The 16,057-nt window shown below is 49.6% G+C and carries 18 protein-coding genes, 1 pseudogene and 1 riboswitch; of the genes and pseudogenes, 16 read left to right on the forward strand and 3 right to left on the reverse strand.

Annotation, left to right across the window (positions count from 1 at the left end; all coding sequences use genetic code 11):
- Window positions 1-63: 63 nt before the first annotated feature.
- On the reverse strand, window positions 64-1,278 hold the full coding sequence (locus PVOR_RS11785; RefSeq protein ID WP_006209400.1) for a tetratricopeptide repeat protein: 1,215 nt from the start codon (window positions 1,276-1,278) through the stop codon (window positions 64-66).
- Window positions 1,279-1,376: 98 nt separating this feature from the next.
- Window positions 1,377-1,541, reverse strand: a complete 165-nt coding sequence (gene mciZ, locus PVOR_RS29580) for a Z-ring formation inhibitor MciZ (protein ID WP_006209401.1) — start codon at window positions 1,539-1,541, stop codon at window positions 1,377-1,379.
- A gap of 93 nt (window positions 1,542-1,634) precedes the next feature.
- On the opposite strand from mciZ, the pseudogene PVOR_RS11790 reads away from it, so the two are divergent.
- From PVOR_RS11790 to PVOR_RS11865, 16 genes and pseudogenes are all read left to right on the forward strand, one after another.
- Window positions 1,635-2,218 (forward strand): annotated as a pseudogene (locus PVOR_RS11790) (NUDIX domain-containing protein).
- 1 nt (window position 2,219) lies between these two features.
- A complete protein-coding gene (locus PVOR_RS11795) occupies window positions 2,220-3,434 on the forward strand; it encodes an endonuclease Q family protein (protein WP_006209403.1) in 1,215 nt (404 codons plus the stop codon).
- 92 nt (window positions 3,435-3,526) lie between these two features.
- Complete coding sequence (gene spoIIM / locus PVOR_RS11800) at window positions 3,527-4,150, forward strand: stage II sporulation protein M (protein WP_006209404.1); 624 nt, start codon at window positions 3,527-3,529, stop codon at window positions 4,148-4,150.
- 109 nt (window positions 4,151-4,259) lie between these two features.
- A complete protein-coding gene (gene fur / locus PVOR_RS11805; protein ID WP_006209405.1) occupies window positions 4,260-4,724 on the forward strand; it encodes a ferric iron uptake transcriptional regulator in 465 nt (154 codons plus the stop codon).
- 275 nt (window positions 4,725-4,999) lie between these two features.
- On the forward strand, window positions 5,000-5,290 hold the full coding sequence (locus PVOR_RS11810) for a YqzK family protein (RefSeq protein WP_006209406.1): 291 nt from the start codon (window positions 5,000-5,002) through the stop codon (window positions 5,288-5,290).
- 41 nt (window positions 5,291-5,331) lie between these two features.
- Window positions 5,332-6,216 (forward strand): tyrosine recombinase, encoded by an 885-nt coding sequence (locus PVOR_RS11815; protein WP_006209407.1) that lies wholly within the window; start codon window positions 5,332-5,334, stop codon window positions 6,214-6,216.
- Window positions 6,217-6,272: 56 nt separating this feature from the next.
- Window positions 6,273-7,097, forward strand: a complete 825-nt coding sequence (locus PVOR_RS11820; protein WP_006209408.1) for a purine-nucleoside phosphorylase — start codon at window positions 6,273-6,275, stop codon at window positions 7,095-7,097.
- Window positions 7,098-7,290: 193 nt separating this feature from the next.
- Entirely contained in the window at window positions 7,291-8,481 is a 1,191-nt protein-coding gene (locus PVOR_RS11825; protein ID WP_006209409.1) for a D-alanyl-D-alanine carboxypeptidase family protein, read from the forward strand.
- Between the two features lie 91 nt (window positions 8,482-8,572).
- The gene (spoIIAA, locus tag PVOR_RS11830; protein ID WP_006209410.1) at window positions 8,573-8,926 is read left to right on the forward strand and encodes an anti-sigma F factor antagonist; all 354 of its coding nucleotides are present in this window, start codon (window positions 8,573-8,575) and stop codon (window positions 8,924-8,926) included.
- Window positions 8,923-9,381: an anti-sigma F factor gene (gene spoIIAB / locus PVOR_RS11835; RefSeq protein ID WP_006209411.1), complete on the forward strand. Its 459-nt coding sequence runs from the start codon at window positions 8,923-8,925 to the stop codon at window positions 9,379-9,381. Before spoIIAA ends, spoIIAB begins: the two co-directional genes overlap by 4 nt.
- 11 nt (window positions 9,382-9,392) lie before the next feature.
- Complete coding sequence (gene sigF, locus PVOR_RS11840; protein WP_006209412.1) at window positions 9,393-10,148, forward strand: RNA polymerase sporulation sigma factor SigF; 756 nt, start codon at window positions 9,393-9,395, stop codon at window positions 10,146-10,148.
- A gap of 177 nt (window positions 10,149-10,325) precedes the next feature.
- A complete protein-coding gene (locus tag PVOR_RS11845; protein ID WP_006209413.1) occupies window positions 10,326-10,970 on the forward strand; it encodes a stage V sporulation protein AA in 645 nt (214 codons plus the stop codon).
- Window positions 10,967-11,395, forward strand: coding sequence for a stage V sporulation protein AB (locus tag PVOR_RS11850; protein ID WP_006209414.1), 429 nt, complete (start codon window positions 10,967-10,969; stop codon window positions 11,393-11,395). The genes PVOR_RS11845 and PVOR_RS11850 overlap by 4 nt, the downstream gene beginning before the upstream one ends.
- A 24-nt stretch (window positions 11,396-11,419) precedes the next feature.
- A complete protein-coding gene (locus PVOR_RS11855; protein ID WP_006209415.1) occupies window positions 11,420-13,063 on the forward strand; it encodes a spore germination protein in 1,644 nt (547 codons plus the stop codon).
- A gap of 117 nt (window positions 13,064-13,180) precedes the next feature.
- On the forward strand, window positions 13,181-14,512 hold the full coding sequence (gene lysA / locus PVOR_RS11860) for a diaminopimelate decarboxylase (protein ID WP_006209416.1): 1,332 nt from the start codon (window positions 13,181-13,183) through the stop codon (window positions 14,510-14,512).
- Between the two features lie 219 nt (window positions 14,513-14,731).
- Window positions 14,732-15,163, forward strand: coding sequence for a peptidylprolyl isomerase (locus tag PVOR_RS11865; RefSeq protein ID WP_006209417.1), 432 nt, complete (start codon window positions 14,732-14,734; stop codon window positions 15,161-15,163).
- An 83-nt stretch (window positions 15,164-15,246) separates the two neighbouring features.
- On the opposite strand, the gene PVOR_RS11870 is transcribed toward PVOR_RS11865, so the two are convergent.
- Window positions 15,247-15,642 (reverse strand): acyl-CoA thioesterase, encoded by a 396-nt coding sequence (locus PVOR_RS11870; protein ID WP_040680533.1) that lies wholly within the window; start codon window positions 15,640-15,642, stop codon window positions 15,247-15,249.
- Window positions 15,643-15,868: 226 nt separating this feature from the next.
- A riboswitch (FMN riboswitch) is annotated at window positions 15,869-16,051 on the forward strand.
- Window positions 16,052-16,057: the final 6 nt, after the last annotated feature.

Genomic DNA, 16,057 nt, shown 5'->3' on the forward strand with positions numbered 1-16,057 from the left:
ATCCCCGTCTCACAAACAGGGGGCAGTCCCGTCCGCTTCGGGCTTTTATTGTGAATTTATCTATCAGTTCAAGAATGACATCGTCAACGAATTGCCTTCTATTCGTCTCTGTGCAGGCGACCAGGTAGTATGCCAGTTCGTGCTTTCTACAACATGCAGCGCGGCATGGATGCTGTCCATGTATTGCTCGATTTCCTTCCGCGCAGGTTCTGATGGATACTGCTCCTCCAGTCGTGAGGAGAGGGATATCAAGGCAGACTGTAAATAACAGGCAGCTTCGCCGAATCGCGTCTCGGTGTGTTCAGGATAAGACCGTCTTAGCTGCTCCAGCAAGGATGCGGCTTCATCGTATTTTCCTTGGTCATACAGACTCTCTGCCGCTATAAAACATACGTTCATACTATAGCTGCCATGTTCTTGGAGAGGGAGCGCTTCCAATTGATTTATTTTGGATACAGCGAGTCCCCTGTAACCTTCATAATAAAGAAAACAGATCAGTGCATAATCAGTGTGATCGCTGCAATCCGCAAGCAGCTCCTCGGCTACTGATACCATGCCAAGTGATATGGCGGTACGGGCTAACTCAAGCAATTCGGACATGATGATGAACCTGTCCGGAGCTCTACCTTCCCATTTCCACTCACAGAGCTGTCTGATTCTAGCCAAGTGATTCCTTTCGGCTGCTCTCGGGCAGGCCTGCTCTCCTTGGCTGTTCTTGGAGCCATGCAGATAACTGTCAATAAGCTCTATGGCCTCAGGCAGCTGATCGGTCATAATGAGACAGGACACGTATGGGATGCAGGTATCGGGATTCAAGTTCTCCTGATTGGCAAAACAGAGGGAAGCGAAAGGGTAAGCTCCGATGTAATACAACGACCTGCCAACCATTGCATGGGATGCGGGAAAGCGGTTCGTTTCAGCCAATAGCTGCTCATATATAACCTCATCGGTCGTCCCTTGCAGAAGCAGAAGGGCTGCCCAGTGATTGAGCGCCTCCTGAGCATATGTACCCGCGTGATGCAGGACGGTCTTAAAGGCCTCCTCAGATTTGTGGAAGGCGCGCATACGCATGCTTAATAACCCGTACTCAAGCCAGCTTAGGTCAATCTCTTTCCATCCGGAACGGGTATTGTCAGTTGGATCGGACTTCGCAGCTTCCTTGAAACTTTCCAGAGCCTTATCGAGATACCCGCGTCTTTTGTACCATTTTCCGCGTTCATAATCAGTTGATGGTGGATTTGTAATTGGTTCGGATTCAATAATAGGTAATTGTCGCATGTCGAAGCCTCCCAATGGTATAACACCCGTTTAGGTGAAAAGGTCATGGTCTATATTACGAAAAAAACAGAAAAAAGTCGAAAAATAGGTCTTAGAACCTAATTCTGTGTCCCGCTTTCGCGTTTATTTATTGTATTTTTTGAAATAATATCCATAACTCTCGTCTCTGAGCCCCATTGCTGCTGCCACTGCTTCAGCATAATCCGAATCTGCCAGGCCTGTCCTACCAAATGAATCGAATGGTCTCCTTTATAGCTTTTCATGGGTGCTACCTTCTTTCTGCGGAATTTTGATATAATACACCTTATGCAATAGCATGGTCAGACATGCCGTTTTTAAACAAAGGAGGTCATTTTATGAGCGATATCGGCAGTAAGAACCGGGAAGCTTCGGATAAATTGCTGGAAGAAACCACGTTGTCTTCTCAATCGATTTTTGAAGGGAAAATTATCTCGCTGCAGGTGGACACGGTGAAACTTCCGGATGGACAGACCGCTAGCCGTGAAGTTGTCCGGCATCCGGGTGCGGTCGCCGTGCTGGCATTAAAAGGCGACACAATGCTGGCTGTGAATCAGTACAGGCAGCCGCTGGGCCGCTGCGAGGTTGAAATACCTGCGGGCAAGCTGGAGCGTGGGGAGGATCCTCTGGAGGCTGCCAAGCGCGAACTTCAGGAAGAGACGGGGTATACCTGCGGTTCCATTCGGAAGCTTCATTCCTTTTACACGTCACCGGGCTTTGCGGATGAAATCATTCATTTGTATTTGGCGGAAGATCTCGTTAGCGGCGACATGAATCCGGATGAGGATGAATTTATAGAAATGATGGAAATTACGCTGGAAGAAGCTTATTCCCTCATTCAAGAAGAGAGAATCAGCGATGCGAAGACCATCCTGGCTCCGTGTATGCCTGGAATATGTACAAACTGACAGGGAAAATCTGATATGCTGTCATCTTTAGAACAGACAACGGACCGGCAGCTTCATTCTTTTTATGGTGATATGCATATTCACATCGGGCGCACGAGCAGCGGGCAAGCTGTGAAAATAAGCGCAAGCAACAATCTGACCTTTGAGAATATTGCCATCGAGGCATCGGAGCGAAAAGGTATCCAGATGATTGGCATCATCGATTGCCACTCTCCTTCGGTGCAGGAGGATATTATCCAGTGTCTCGACAGTGGAGCCATGCAAGAGATTGATGGCGGAGGGATAGCGTACCGGGATACGGTCATCCTGCTTGGCAGCGAGATCGAAATTCGTGAAAGCGGCCGTGGTGCAGCCCATGTGCTGGCCTATTTTCCAGATCTGGGTACGATGCAGGATTTCACCGTCTGGATGGCGAGATCTATGAAAAATGTGCAGCTGAGCTCTCAGCGCATCTACGTTACTCCGCGTGAATTGCAGCAGGAGATTGTTGACCGCGGCGGTTTGCTGGTGCCTGCACATGTGTTTACGCCTCATAAGGGGCTGTATGGCAGCATGGCGGATCGTATGAGCGAGGTATTCGACCTGAACGGGATCGCCGGAATCGAGCTTGGGCTCAGTGCGGACTCCTCGATGGCAGGGCGGATAAGCGAGCTGGACGGTTATTCCTTTCTGACCAACTCCGATGCCCATTCGCTTGGTAAGATCGGCAGGGAGTATAACCGAATTGACATGGCTGAGCCTTCTTTTGCAGAATTCCGAATGGCACTCGGGGCCAAGGACGGGAGAAGAATCAGCGCAAACTACGGGCTTAATCCCCGACTGGGAAAATACCATCGGACCTATTGCAGCGGATGCGATAGCATTCTGGATGAGGGCAGTGATATAAAAGAAATGAAGCGCTGTCCATACTGCGGCAGCACCAAGTTGGTACAGGGGGTATTTGATCGGATTCTTCATGTCTCGGATCGTGAAGAACCCGTGATTCCCCTCAGCCGACCGGAGTATCACTATCAGGTTCCGCTAGAATTCATTCCCGGGCTTGGCAAATCCGCCATGTCGAAGCTGCTGCAAGCCTTTGGAACGGAAATGAATATCCTTCATCAGGCGACGGAGGCAGAGCTTGCGGCAGTTGCCGGCGATCAGCTGGCGGCAAGCATTGTCATGGCCCGAAACGGGACGCTGTCCCTGTCGGCAGGCGGGGGAGGCACTTACGGGAAAGTGCTTCGATAAATCCACGGGACTCTCTTTCATTCACCGAAAGTCATAGAAGAAGGACGAGTGTCATAGAGTAGAGTAGAGACGCAGAAAGGAGACTCTATTCTATGTCATCATTCCGCCAAGCCTTTAAGGATCAGACTACGCTCTATGTGTTTGTTGCCGTCCTGTTCTTAGTCGGCGTACTGTTTGGAGCGTTGATGGTCAATGCACTTTCACTGGAGCAGCAGCAGGAAATGGCCCGATATTTGAATCACTTTTTTGTTAACGTGCAGGACGGTGGAGAAGCCATGAGTCAATCTTCTTACTGGAGCATCGCAGCCCTTCATCTGAAATGGATCGGCTTGATATGGATTCTGGGATTGTCCGTCATCGGACTTCCTGGAATATTGATATTGGATTTCTTAAAGGGAGTTCTTATCGGGTTCACGGTCGGTTATTTGGTCGGGCAATATTCGTGGAAAGGACTGCTGTTTGCCCTGGTGTCGATTGCGCCGCAAAATTTGCTGATTATTCCGGTGCTCATGATGTGCAGTGTAGCAGCAATCACCTTCTCTCTATATATCATCAGAGACCGTTTTATTATGAATCGCGGCGGCAGCATGATGAAGCCATTTGCATCTTATGCTTTGTTGACGTTCTGCATGGTCCTGCTGACACTCGGAGTTGCATCCTTTGAAACCTGGGTTACCCCTGTTATGATGCGCTGGGTCACTCCAATGTTGCTTTAATCCGCGAATTTTTCCATATAGCAAAACCGTTTGACTTTGTTTGTCAAATCCCCCTATAATGAAGGAAGTGAACAATAACGTGCAGTGATTTCCAAGGGGGAGGGAAACGATGGAAGCGCGGATCGACAAAATTAAGCAGCAGCTACAATCCCAAGGATACAAATTAACGCCCCAACGGGAAGCCACGGTAAGCGTATTGTTGGAAAATGAAGACGACCACCTTAGCGCAGAGGATGTATTTATGCTCGTGAAAGAGAAGGCTCCGGAGATCGGTCTGGCAACCGTGTACCGTACCCTAGAGCTGCTCAGTGAGCTTCATGTTGTAGAGAAGATAAATTTTGGCGATGGTGTCGCCCGTTATGACTTGCGGACGGATACTTCGAAGCATCACCATCACCATTTGATATGTACTCAATGTGGAAGCATGGATGAGATACGCGAGGATTGGCTCGGCCCTTTGGAAGAGCGGTTGGAGCGAGAGTTCAACTTTACCGTTCATGACCATCGGCTTGATTTCCATGGCATATGCTACCGTTGCAAAGAGAAGGGCAAGAATGACCAGGACAAATCATAAATTTTATATCAATTAACCAAACAGCAGTGATGACGATCACGGCAAGCCCTCTACGGCGGTAAGCCGGGAGGGTTTTTTAGATAGCAATCCTATAATCATAAACATGCACGCATCTGTTTCGTTCACATAAGAGCATTCCATCTGTACCATTTACAAGTACGTCGTCAGACGTTTTTTTTATTCTTCAAAATATCAGATGCCTTTACCTTATTCCGTATAGGAAAATAAGGGTCATGTCGTCATAATCCTGCAGCTTGTATCATAGGCTTTACGTGATGCGATACCTGGAATACCAGCTTTCATATCGCGATGATGAAAGAGAGGCGCTGCATGTGATTATATCGATTCGGAAAATAGGCTCACTGATCCGTTTTATTTCGATGTTTGCCGTTCTGGCGATGTTTTTTTATTTTGTGCTGGGCTGGGTAAGCGACTGGCTGACCCCGATGGATCCTTACAGTGCACCTTCGGGCCAAGCTGTAAAGGCATTTCAGCCTGAAAGCACCATGGATTCCCGGTATTCGCCGGCGGAACGCCTGCGATTGTATTATTGGTACGGGGAATGACTGTGTTTTTTTAGGTGCACGGAATAGGAGATAAAGTGATCATGAAGCAATATCTGGACGAATATGTAACCTATTTGGAAGAAGTGAAGAGACTGTCCCGGAGCACGATTGAATCCTACCGGGCAGACCTTAACGGATTTATTGAATATGCAGCGGACAGGGAAGTGACCCATCCACAGGATGTGAACCGGACGGTGTTGGGATTGTATTTGGGAAGACTGAGGCAGCAGGGCAAGGCGGCATCGAGCCAGCTTCGCTGCACGGCTTCCCTGAGGTCCTTTTTTCAATATCTGGTGCGTCAATCAGTTATCGGACAAGACCCAACCCAGCTGCTGGATCGTCCCAAGCCGGAACGGAAGCCTCCACAGGCTGTAACCATTGAGCAGGTGGACAAGCTTCTGTCCGCCCCGGATTCCGACACGCCGCAGGGGGCAAGGGACAGGGCGATGCTGGAACTGCTCTATGCCTCAGGCATCAAGGTTTCGGAGCTGGTCTCACTCAGCATTCATGACCTGAATATGGAGATGCGATTTTTGCGCTGTGCCGTACCCGGGGGGAAGGAGCGTATTCTTCCGATCAGCCAGATTGCAGCCCAGAGTGTGGCTTATTATATGCGTGATATGCGGAGCCAGCTTATAAGAGATGCCGAGGAAGAGGCATTATTCCTGAATTCACTGGGTACCCGCTTGACACGGCAGGGATTTTGGAAAATTATTAAAAAGTACGGCAAGCTGGCCGAAATCGATGAGGAAATAACGCCGCATACCCTTCGCCATTCCTTTGCCATACATTTGCTGCAGAATGGTGCCGATTTACGCTCCGTTCAGGAAATGCTGGGTCACTCGGCATTATCCACCACGGGCATGTATCAATCCACCAAGAAGAGCATGAAGGAAGTTTATGATCATTACCACCCGAGATCTTAAGGACCGCAACATGTCCACTGATCTACAACTTATTTTCAGTTAGGAGAGGTATTAACATGAGTTCAGTTAATCAACAGAGCATTAAGGAAGCAGCAGCTTACATACGCGAACAGAATGGCGTTCAGCCCGAGGTTGGCCTGATTCTGGGTTCGGGACTCGGTGTCCTGGCCGAATTGATTCAGGACCCGGTTTCGATCCCATACACCGACATTCCGCATTTTCCGGTATCGACGGTAGAAGGTCATGAAGGGGAGCTGCTCCTGGGCACGATTCACAACCGACCTGTGGTCATGATGAAGGGCCGTTTCCACATGTATGAAGGTTATGGTCCGGAAGTGACGGCGTTCCCGGTACGGGTCATGAAAGAGCTGGGCGTGAAGAGTTTGCTCGTTACCAATGCGGCAGGCGGTATCAATACCTCCTTCGAGCCGGGCGACCTTATGCTGATCTCCGATCATTTGAACATGACGGGAACCAGTCCGTTAATCGGACCTAACGATCCTGAGCTTGGCGTACGGTTCCCGGATATGTCGCAGGCCTACAGCCGGAAGCTCCGTCAGTTGGCAAAAGAAGTAGCCGTGAGTCAGAGCGTTGTTCTTAGAGAAGGGGTTTATGCCGGCTTGCTTGGGCCAACCTATGAAACGCCGGCTGAAATTGTCATGCTGCGCACACTGGGCGCGGATGCGGTAGGCATGTCAACGGTATCTGAGGTGATTGTGGCCAGACATGCGGGGCTTGAGGTGCTGGGCATCTCCTGCATCAGCAACATGGCAGCAGGTATTCTGGATCAGCCGCTTTCCCATGATGAGGTTATGGAGACAGCAGAGAAGGTTCGCGAGAAATTCCTTGCGCTTGTGTTGGCCATTATCCCGAAAATGTAATATTTCCAAGTACAAGGCTGTACTCTAGTAGATGCGAATCTACCGGAGTACGGCCTTTTTGCTATGCTCCCGAAAGTATAGAGTCCTAACTTTTCCGTAAAATACTGGAATAATTTGTTTTCATCCTGACGACAATGAATAGCAGACCCGTATACTTGCGGGATGCCATTACGAATGTCAGGAGGGGACGGAATTGAAAAAAGCGTTGATCGCTGGATTCCTTGTTCTATTTGTTGGGTTGTCCAGTACGGCTGTTCCAAGTTATGCAGAAGAAAATAGTAAAACCGGCGAAGGGTCATCTCAAGAGGAACTGGCGCCTAGTGCTCGTTCCGCCATATTGCTGGATGCGGATACCGGAACCATTATTTATGAAAAAAACAGCCATGATAAGCTGCCTCCGGCCAGCATCACCAAGATTATGACGATGCTGCTTACGATGGAGGCCATTGATGCGGGACGATTGCAGTGGACGGATAAGGTACGTACCAGTGAATATGCTGCCTCCATGGGTGGATCGCAGATTTTTCTTGAGCCTGGGGAAGAAATGACCGTTGATGAAATGCTGAAAGGCATTGCCATGGCATCAGGCAATGACGCTTCTGTTGCGATGGCGGAGAAGCTTGCCGGTTCCGAACAAGGTTTTGTCAAGATGATGAATGACAAAGCGGCTGAGCTGGGAATGAAAGATACGCATTTTGTGAATTGCAACGGACTTCCGGCAGAGAATCACTATACTTCAGCTCATGACATCGCGGTCATGAGCAGGGAATTGCTGAAATATGAGCAGATCACCAAATATACAGGCTCGTACCAGGATTATTTGCGAAAGGATTCGCAAAAGCCGTTCTGGCTGGTGAACACCAATAAGCTGGTTCGTTTCTACACAGGTGCAGACGGCCTGAAAACCGGATATACGTCAGAGGCTAAATTCTGTTTGTCCGCAACGGCCAAACGGGATGGACTGCGCGCAGTAGCCGTTGTCATGGGAGCTCCTGACACCAAGACGCGGAATAATGAAGTATCCCGTATGTTTGACTATGCGTTCGCTCAATACACGATGCATTCTATCTATAAGCCAGGCGAAGTATTGGGCATCGTGAAGGTTCAGAAAGGAAATGTGCCGGAACTGTCCATTCAAGCGGACAGAGACTACAGCGTGCTTGTGAAGAAGGGCGTAAAGGACCCGGATATCCGTCATGAAATTCAGATGGATCAGAATGTGAAGGCTCCTGTTTCCGCCGGACAAGTCATCGGCAAGCTCTTGGTCTATCAGGGGGACCGACTGGTGAAGGAGTTTGAGCTGACATCTCCGGTTGAGGTGAAGAAGGCAGGCTTCTGGAAGCTGTTCAAACGGACAACCGGCAAGTTGTTTCATGTAGATTAATGGGAGTTTTCTTCTAGTTTTGTCGTGATGCAGGAATGTCTTTTTCAAATGTAGAAATCTTTGTTCATGTCAGGGAGGAGAGTGAGCAAACATGAATCTGCAGGTTGAGATGGAGCATCACAGGCATATTCTGATCGTCCGTCTATCCGGGGAACTGGATCATCACACGGCCGATCATGTCCGGATGCAGCTGGAAGAAGCCATTCAGAGACGTCAAACAGAGCACTTGGTGCTGAGCTTAAAGGAATTGGACTTTATGGACAGCTCAGGTCTCGGGGTCATCCTGGGACGCTATAAATTCATCAAGCAAAAGGGTGGAAAGATGGCGGTATGCGATGTGAAGCCGCAAGTTTACCGCTTGCTTGAAATGTCGGGGCTGTTCAAAATCATGCCGATATATGAGAACGAGGGTACGGCACTCTCGGGTTTGGAGGTAGTGTCATGAGTGAAGGAAGAGCACAGCATAATTTTATGACTCTGCAGTTTGCCGCAAAGTCGGAAAACGAATCCTTTGCCCGTGTCGCCGTAGCTGCGTTCATCTCCCAGTTGGATCCTAACATGGATGAGCTCAGTGACCTGAAAACGGTGGTTTCCGAAGCGGTCACGAACAGCATCATCCATGGCTATGACAGCGATCCGGTGGGCGTTGTCAAGATTGAGGCTTCGATTGACGGGGATATGATCACGCTGCGCGTTGAGGATTCGGGTCGAGGCATTGAAGATTTGGAAATGGCCAAGCAGCCGCTTTATACATCCAAGCCGGAGCTGGAGCGATCCGGCATGGGATTCACGATCATGGAGAATTTCATGGACGAATTTGAAGTGGTCAGCGAACCAGGCAGCGGTACGTCGATCAAAATGAAAAAGAGGATCGAATCTAAGAAAGCTTTATATAATTAGGGGTTGGACAAATGGATGCCGATGTGAAGAAAACTTCGCAGACTTATTTGGACGACGCGGAGGTCAAACGACTCATTGCACTTAGCCAAAGCGGGGATAATGTCGCCCGGGATACGCTCGTCAACTGTAATATTCGTCTTGTCTGGTCTGTCGTTCAGCGGTTCATGAACCGGGGGTATGAGCCTGATGATCTATTTCAAATCGGCTGTATCGGTCTCCTGAAGTCAGTGGACAAGTTCGATCTCAGTTATGACGTAAAGTTCTCTACCTATGCCGTACCGATGATTATCGGAGAAATTCAGCGTTTCTTGAGAGACGACGGGACCCTGAAGGTCAGCCGGTCGCTCAAGGAAATGGCGAACAAAGTCAGGAAGAAGCGGGACGAGCTGTCCAAGCAGCTGGATCGTCTGCCTACGGTGAAAGAGGTTGCCGAAGAGTTAGGGGTAACACCAGAGGAAGTGGTGTTTGCCCAGGAGGCGAATAAACCGCCGACCTCGATTCATGAAACCGTATTTGAGAATGACGGAGATCCCATTACGCTGATGGATCAGATAGCCGATGAATCGCAGGAACGCTGGTTCGACAAGCTGGCCTTGAACGAAGCGATAGGCGGCTTGACCGAGCGGGAGCGGCTCATTGTGTATTTGAGGTATTACCGGGATCAGACACAGTCGGAAGTTGCCAGCCGGCTGGGGATATCCCAGGTACAGGTATCGCGGCTTGAGAAAAAAATATTGCAGAGCATTCGAAACGAGATTGCGCAGTAGCGCTTCCTTTTTTCTATATAAGCCTGCTCCATTCGGCGCCGCCCTTAGGGTGGCGCTTTTTTGCGTTTCCGAAGCTGTTTTTCAAGTGGACCGAAAAAAGAAAGTATGGTAAATCCGAGTAGAAACGAGGAGGATTTCCCATACTAACGGTAATTTAGCAGTAAAGGAGTGTTTCGGATGAAGGTTAATCCCACTCCGACGGTGTTTCTGCAGCTCCGGAGCCGCATCCGGTTACCGAGAGATCAGACCGTCAAATTAGGTGATGTTGCCTTCATAGTCTGTGAACCCGAATGGGAGAGAAGGCTTAGAGACCTGCCGCTAACGCAGCCGAAGGATATCGATGGCAACCGGCTCGTCATGGATCTGATTCAAATCATACCGAAGATTCAGAAGGTGATTCCGGGCGCCCATATTGAAACGATGGGAAATCATCATACCCTCGTGGAGCTCGTAGGACCTGACAGCAAACGATCGAAACTCTGGTTTCCGCTAATCTGGCTGCTGTTGTTTTTCGGGTCCGCACTAACCATCATGAACTTTCATGCGGACGTCAATATGCTCGAGGTACAAATTCGAATCGTCGAAATGGTGACAGGGAAAAGAGACGAGCATCCATACTTGTTTCAAATTGCGTATTCCCTGGGTCTCGGTTTCGGGATGACGGTGTTCTTCAATCATTTGTTCAAGAAAAAATGGAATGAGGAGCCGACCCCGCTTGAGGTGGAGATGTATCTTTACCAGGAAAATTTGGACCAATTCGTGGTTGCCGAGGAATACCGGAAAATGAACACCGCGGCTAAACCACCGGGTGAAAAACCATGATCTTGTCCATTCTCCAGGCTATATTCACCTGTGTTCTCGGCGTAGCGGGAGGCATTGCAGTCGGCGGCGGAGTGATCGCGCTCATCATTGTGCTGGACATCATTCCCAGACTGTCTCAGCTGACCGGAACCTATAACCGGGTGCATTGGTATGAAGGTGCGCTGATTGCAGGGTCTTTCATTGGAACGGTGGCAGATTTCTGGCGATGGTCCGTTCCGCTGGGTCCGATCGTGAGTACCGTAATCGGGTTGATGTGCGGCATTTTTATCGGCATGCTGGCAGCCGCGCTGACGGAAGTTCTGAATGTGCTGCCAATCCTGGCCAAGCGGCTCCGGTTAAAGGGGTATCTGTTCGGACTTCTGATGGCCATGGTGGCAGGCAAGGTGGCGGGCTCCCTGTTCGACTGGTTCGTATTCAGCAAATGATAGTTTATGGCTAGGAGGTAGGTTATGGACGATAAAACAGCACATAATGACGGCAACGTTGATCTGGTTAAAGATATTCCGATTGTTCCCCCATCGGAGATTAAAAAGTTGAATGAAGAGGCGCTGAAGGAGAAGAGGGAAGCCGAAACCTCTGACAGCACCAAGGAATCGGTCATCTATTGGCAGCAGACGGACGATGTTCCCGCGAAGCTGAGCGATCTGAAAGAAACGCTTAAGGAAGTGATCGGCCTCGGAGTCTCGTTTGATGTGATATTCCGCGAAATGAATTTTGCTGGCAGAAATGCAGGGCTTCTCTTCTTGAACGGGTTCACCAACGATATGGTGGTGACGGAAATATTAACCCGATTGACGTACCTGAAGCCTGAGGACGTAAACAACCAGGCGCTGAACGAAATGATGAACCGATATATTCCTCATGTCCAGGTGGAACGGGATACGAGGCTCAGCAAGGTAATTGACGAGGTTCTCTCGGGCCTATGCGCCCTGTTCATCGAGGATGCCCATTCCGCCATCATCCTGGACACCCGGAAATATCCGGTTCGGGGACTTGAAGAGCCTGCGGTCGAACGTGTCGTTCGAGGCGCCCGGGACGGGTTTACGGAGACGCTTGTGACCAACGTGAATCTGGTCAGGAGACGGGTTCGTGATCCCGGACTGCACGTGGAGATCATCAAAGTGGGAAGGCGGACGAGAACGGACGTCAGTCTGGTCTTCATCGATGACATAGTCGACCGCACCCAAGTTGAGGCTATTCGCAATAAAATCGAGGAAGTGGATTTGGAAGGATTGCCCCTAGGCGATAAGCAGCTGGAGGAAGCGATTGTGAACAAGGGATGGCACCCCTATCCGCTTGTCAGGTATTCTGAACGGCCTGACGTAGTGTCCTCGCATCTCCTCGAAGGCCGGATCGTGGTCATGGTGGATACTTCTCCGAGTGTGATGATTATGCCGACCACGTTCCTCGATCTCTGTCAGCATGCCGAGGAGAACCGACAGACCCCGTTTATGGGAACGTATCTCCGCTGGATACGCTTTATTGGTATATTTGCATCCATGTTCCTGCTGCCGTTGTGGATGCTCTTGGTGATCCATCCGGAAATGAAGCCACCCGGACTGGACATCCTCGGTCCGCAGAAGAATACGGAAATTCCGATTATTATGCAGTTTCTGATCGTTGAGTTCGGTGTGGACCTGCTGCGGCTCGCTGCCGTTCATACGCCGACGCCGCTGGCCTCGGCGATGGGGTTGATCGCTGCCATTTTGGTTGGCGATATCGCGGTTAAAACCGGATTGTTTGTCAACGAGGTCGTTCTGTATATGGCGGTTGCGACCATCGGGATGTATGCGACCCCGAGTTACGAGCTGGGGCTTGCCAACCGGATGGTCAGACTGATTCTGCTGATTGCCACGGCCTTGTTTGGAGCAAAGGGCTTTGTCATAGGGACCACACTTCTGATCTTGATTCTGACCACCCACCGCTCCTACAACTCCTCTTACCTGTGGCCATTCATACCATTTAGTGCAAAAGCAATGGGCGAAATTTTATTCCGGAAACCGCTGCTGATGTCCAGAAGAAGGCCGGCTATCAATAAAACCCGTGACAACACAAAAATGGGCTCTGACATGAATCCGCGAGGAGAGCATTAACAATAACACAAATGTTGTGTTGAAAAATCCATTTTGCTTCGCTTACGTTGTCTGCTATACTGTGAACAATTATTCGGTTATCCTATTTTGAAACAATGGATCGGAGGAATTGTAAGCATGTTTTTACACGGTACAAGTAAGATCAACGATCAGGGGCATTTGGAAATCGGCGGGTGCGACACATCCGATTTGAAAGCTCAATATGGAACACCACTATATATTGTAGACGAGCAGTCGGTGCGCAACCGCTGTCGGGAATATATCGAGGCATTCAATGCTTCCGGGTTGAAATTCCAAGTCGCGTATGCAAGCAAGGCGTTTTGCGTCATGGCTATGTGCCGCTTGGCGGATGAGGAAGGCATGTCGCTTGACGTGGTTTCCGATGGCGAGCTGTACACAGCGCTGCAAGCAGGATTTCCTGCGGAACGGATTCATTTCCACGGGAACAATAAGACGCCGGAAGAGATTGAAATGGCGCTTGATGCACATATCGGCTGTTTTGTAGTGGATAACGTGATTGAACTGCACATGCTGCAGGCCATTGCAGCCGAGAAGAACCGCACCGTTAACATTCTGCTTCGCGTGACACCGGGTGTTGAGGCTCATACGCATGAGTATATCTCCACAGGTCAAACCGACTCCAAGTTTGGTTTTGATATCGGTAACGGCTCCGCATATGAAGCGGTAAAGCTTGCAGAAGCACAAGGGAACATTAACTTGATGGGCATTCATTCCCACATCGGCTCCCAGATTTTTGAGGTGGAAGGCTTCCAGATGGCCGTTCAGCGTGTTGCCGAGTTTGCTTCTTCTGTAAAAGAAGGCTTGGGCGTTGTGTTCAAGGTTGTAAATCTTGGCGGCGGGTTTGGTATCCGTTATGTGGATGGAGACACTCCGCTTCAAGTATCCCAGTATGTAAAAGCGATTACGGATGCGGTGAAAACTCACTTTGCTGGTCTGGGTTCCGAGCTTCCTGAAATTTGGGTGGAGCCGGGCCGGAGCATCGTTGGCGATGCAGGCACCACGCTGTACACGGTGGGCACAAGCAAGGATATTCCAGGCGTACGCAAATATGTTGCCGTAGATGGCGGGATGACGGACAATCCTCGTCCGGCGTTGTATGAATCGAAATATGAAGCAGTGCTTGCCAACCGTGCTAACGATAAGGTTGAAGAAACCGTGTCCATCGCTGGCAAATGCTGTGAGAGCGGGGATATGCTCATCTGGGATCTGGATCTTCCGAAGGTAGAGACAGGTGATTTGCTGGCTGTATCCTGTACAGGTGCCTACAACTACTCTATGGCAAGCAACTACAACCGTATCCGCAAGCCGGCAGTCGTATTTGTGAAGGATGGCCAGAGCAATCTGGTCGTACGCCGCGAGTCGCTTGCAGACATCATCAGTAACGACATCGTGCCTGCGAATGTGGCAAAAGAAACCGTAACGAGCTAAATAATCACCTCAGTTAGATATGAAAAGCCATTCCATCAGAGGGCCCGCCAATGCCTCAGGGCTGCGGTCAGGGCTCTTTGGTGTGCCTGTTCAGCTCGACAGGGCGGGTGCGCGAGGACAAGTTCATTTTGCTTCGAGGCTCAATTCATAGTAAACTATAAAATGCATTATGTAACAAAACTACTGAAGCGGTCTAATAACGGAAGGAGATACACCTATATGGCAAAAAAAGCGAAGATCACACTGGAAAACGGTAAAGAGGTATTGCTTGATCTGTTTGAGAACGAGGCGCCGAACACGGTAGCCAACTTTGAGAAATTGGCTAACTCCGGTTTTTATAACGGCCTTGTATTTCATCGCGTAATCCCTGGCTTTGTCGCTCAAGGCGGCTGTCCGCAAGGAACAGGTGCCGGCGGTCCGGGTTATACCATCAACTGTGAGATTAACCCTAACAAACATGAGCGTGGAAGCTTGGCTATGGCGCATGCAGGCCGTAACACAGGCGGCAGCCAGTTCTATGTATGCTACGAGCCGCAGCCGCATCTGGACGGTCAGCATACTGTGTTTGGTAAAGTTGTGGAAGGCATGGAGTACGTGGATGCATTCAAGGGCCGCGACAAAATGGAAAAAGTAGAAGTATACGAAGCGTAATTGTTAGCTTCCGGATTGGACAGGCGCACCTTAGGGTGTGCCTGTTTTTATGATGATGGTAATTAGAAAATCGGGGATGCGGATTACGAAGGAAATAATCTGCGAAGCTCCTCCGGAACTGATCTGCTTTTGCGAGTATGGGGATCCATGGCTACACTGGTTACCTCTGCATCTGCACACAGTTCACCTTCCTTGTTGTGGATCTGCTGCAGCATGACATAACTCGTCCGTCCGACAGATTTCGGCTCGGTCGAGATGGTCAACCGATCGCCTTGACTGCACTCCTTGCGATAATTGATATTAATGTTGACGGTTACGGTTTGGACACCGAGTTGTTTTAGCACGTCATACCGGAGGTCCCCAGCCTCGTACCATTCTTCTCGGCCCCATTCGAGATACTCCAGGTATTTAGCATTGTTTACATGTCCATTGACGTCAATTTCCGTAGGTCGGACGATGATGTCCAGGGATGTTTTCATCGTTGTTTGCTCCTTTTTAACAGAGATCAATACCTCATGTTTATCCATCAATTATGTTCTCTCTTACGACAGGATACTCCTGCTCCCAGCGCATCATTTAAGAAAACAGCAGGTCATGGGAAATGGATATTAAAGTTATGTGACTTAAAAAAAGTTAGTGGTTTTTCCTTGCAATTTTTAAAAGGTGGTGATAAGATTCATCATAAGATAAAACAACTTCATAAGTTTAATCCTTCGGGGCAGGGTGAAATTCCCTACCGGCGGTGATGAATGCAGTGGGCTTAACGTAATGTTAGCCAATGACTGCATCTTAGTCCGTGACCCGGATACGTGTGTGAATGACACCGTATGCGGTGGACCTGGTGCAAATCCGGGACCGACAGTATAGTCTGGATGGGAGAAGGAGTGAAAGACA

It is taken from the genome of Paenibacillus vortex V453 (assembly GCF_000193415.1).
In the GTDB taxonomy this organism is placed as follows: domain Bacteria; phylum Bacillota; class Bacilli; order Paenibacillales; family Paenibacillaceae; genus Paenibacillus_AQ; species Paenibacillus_AQ glucanolyticus.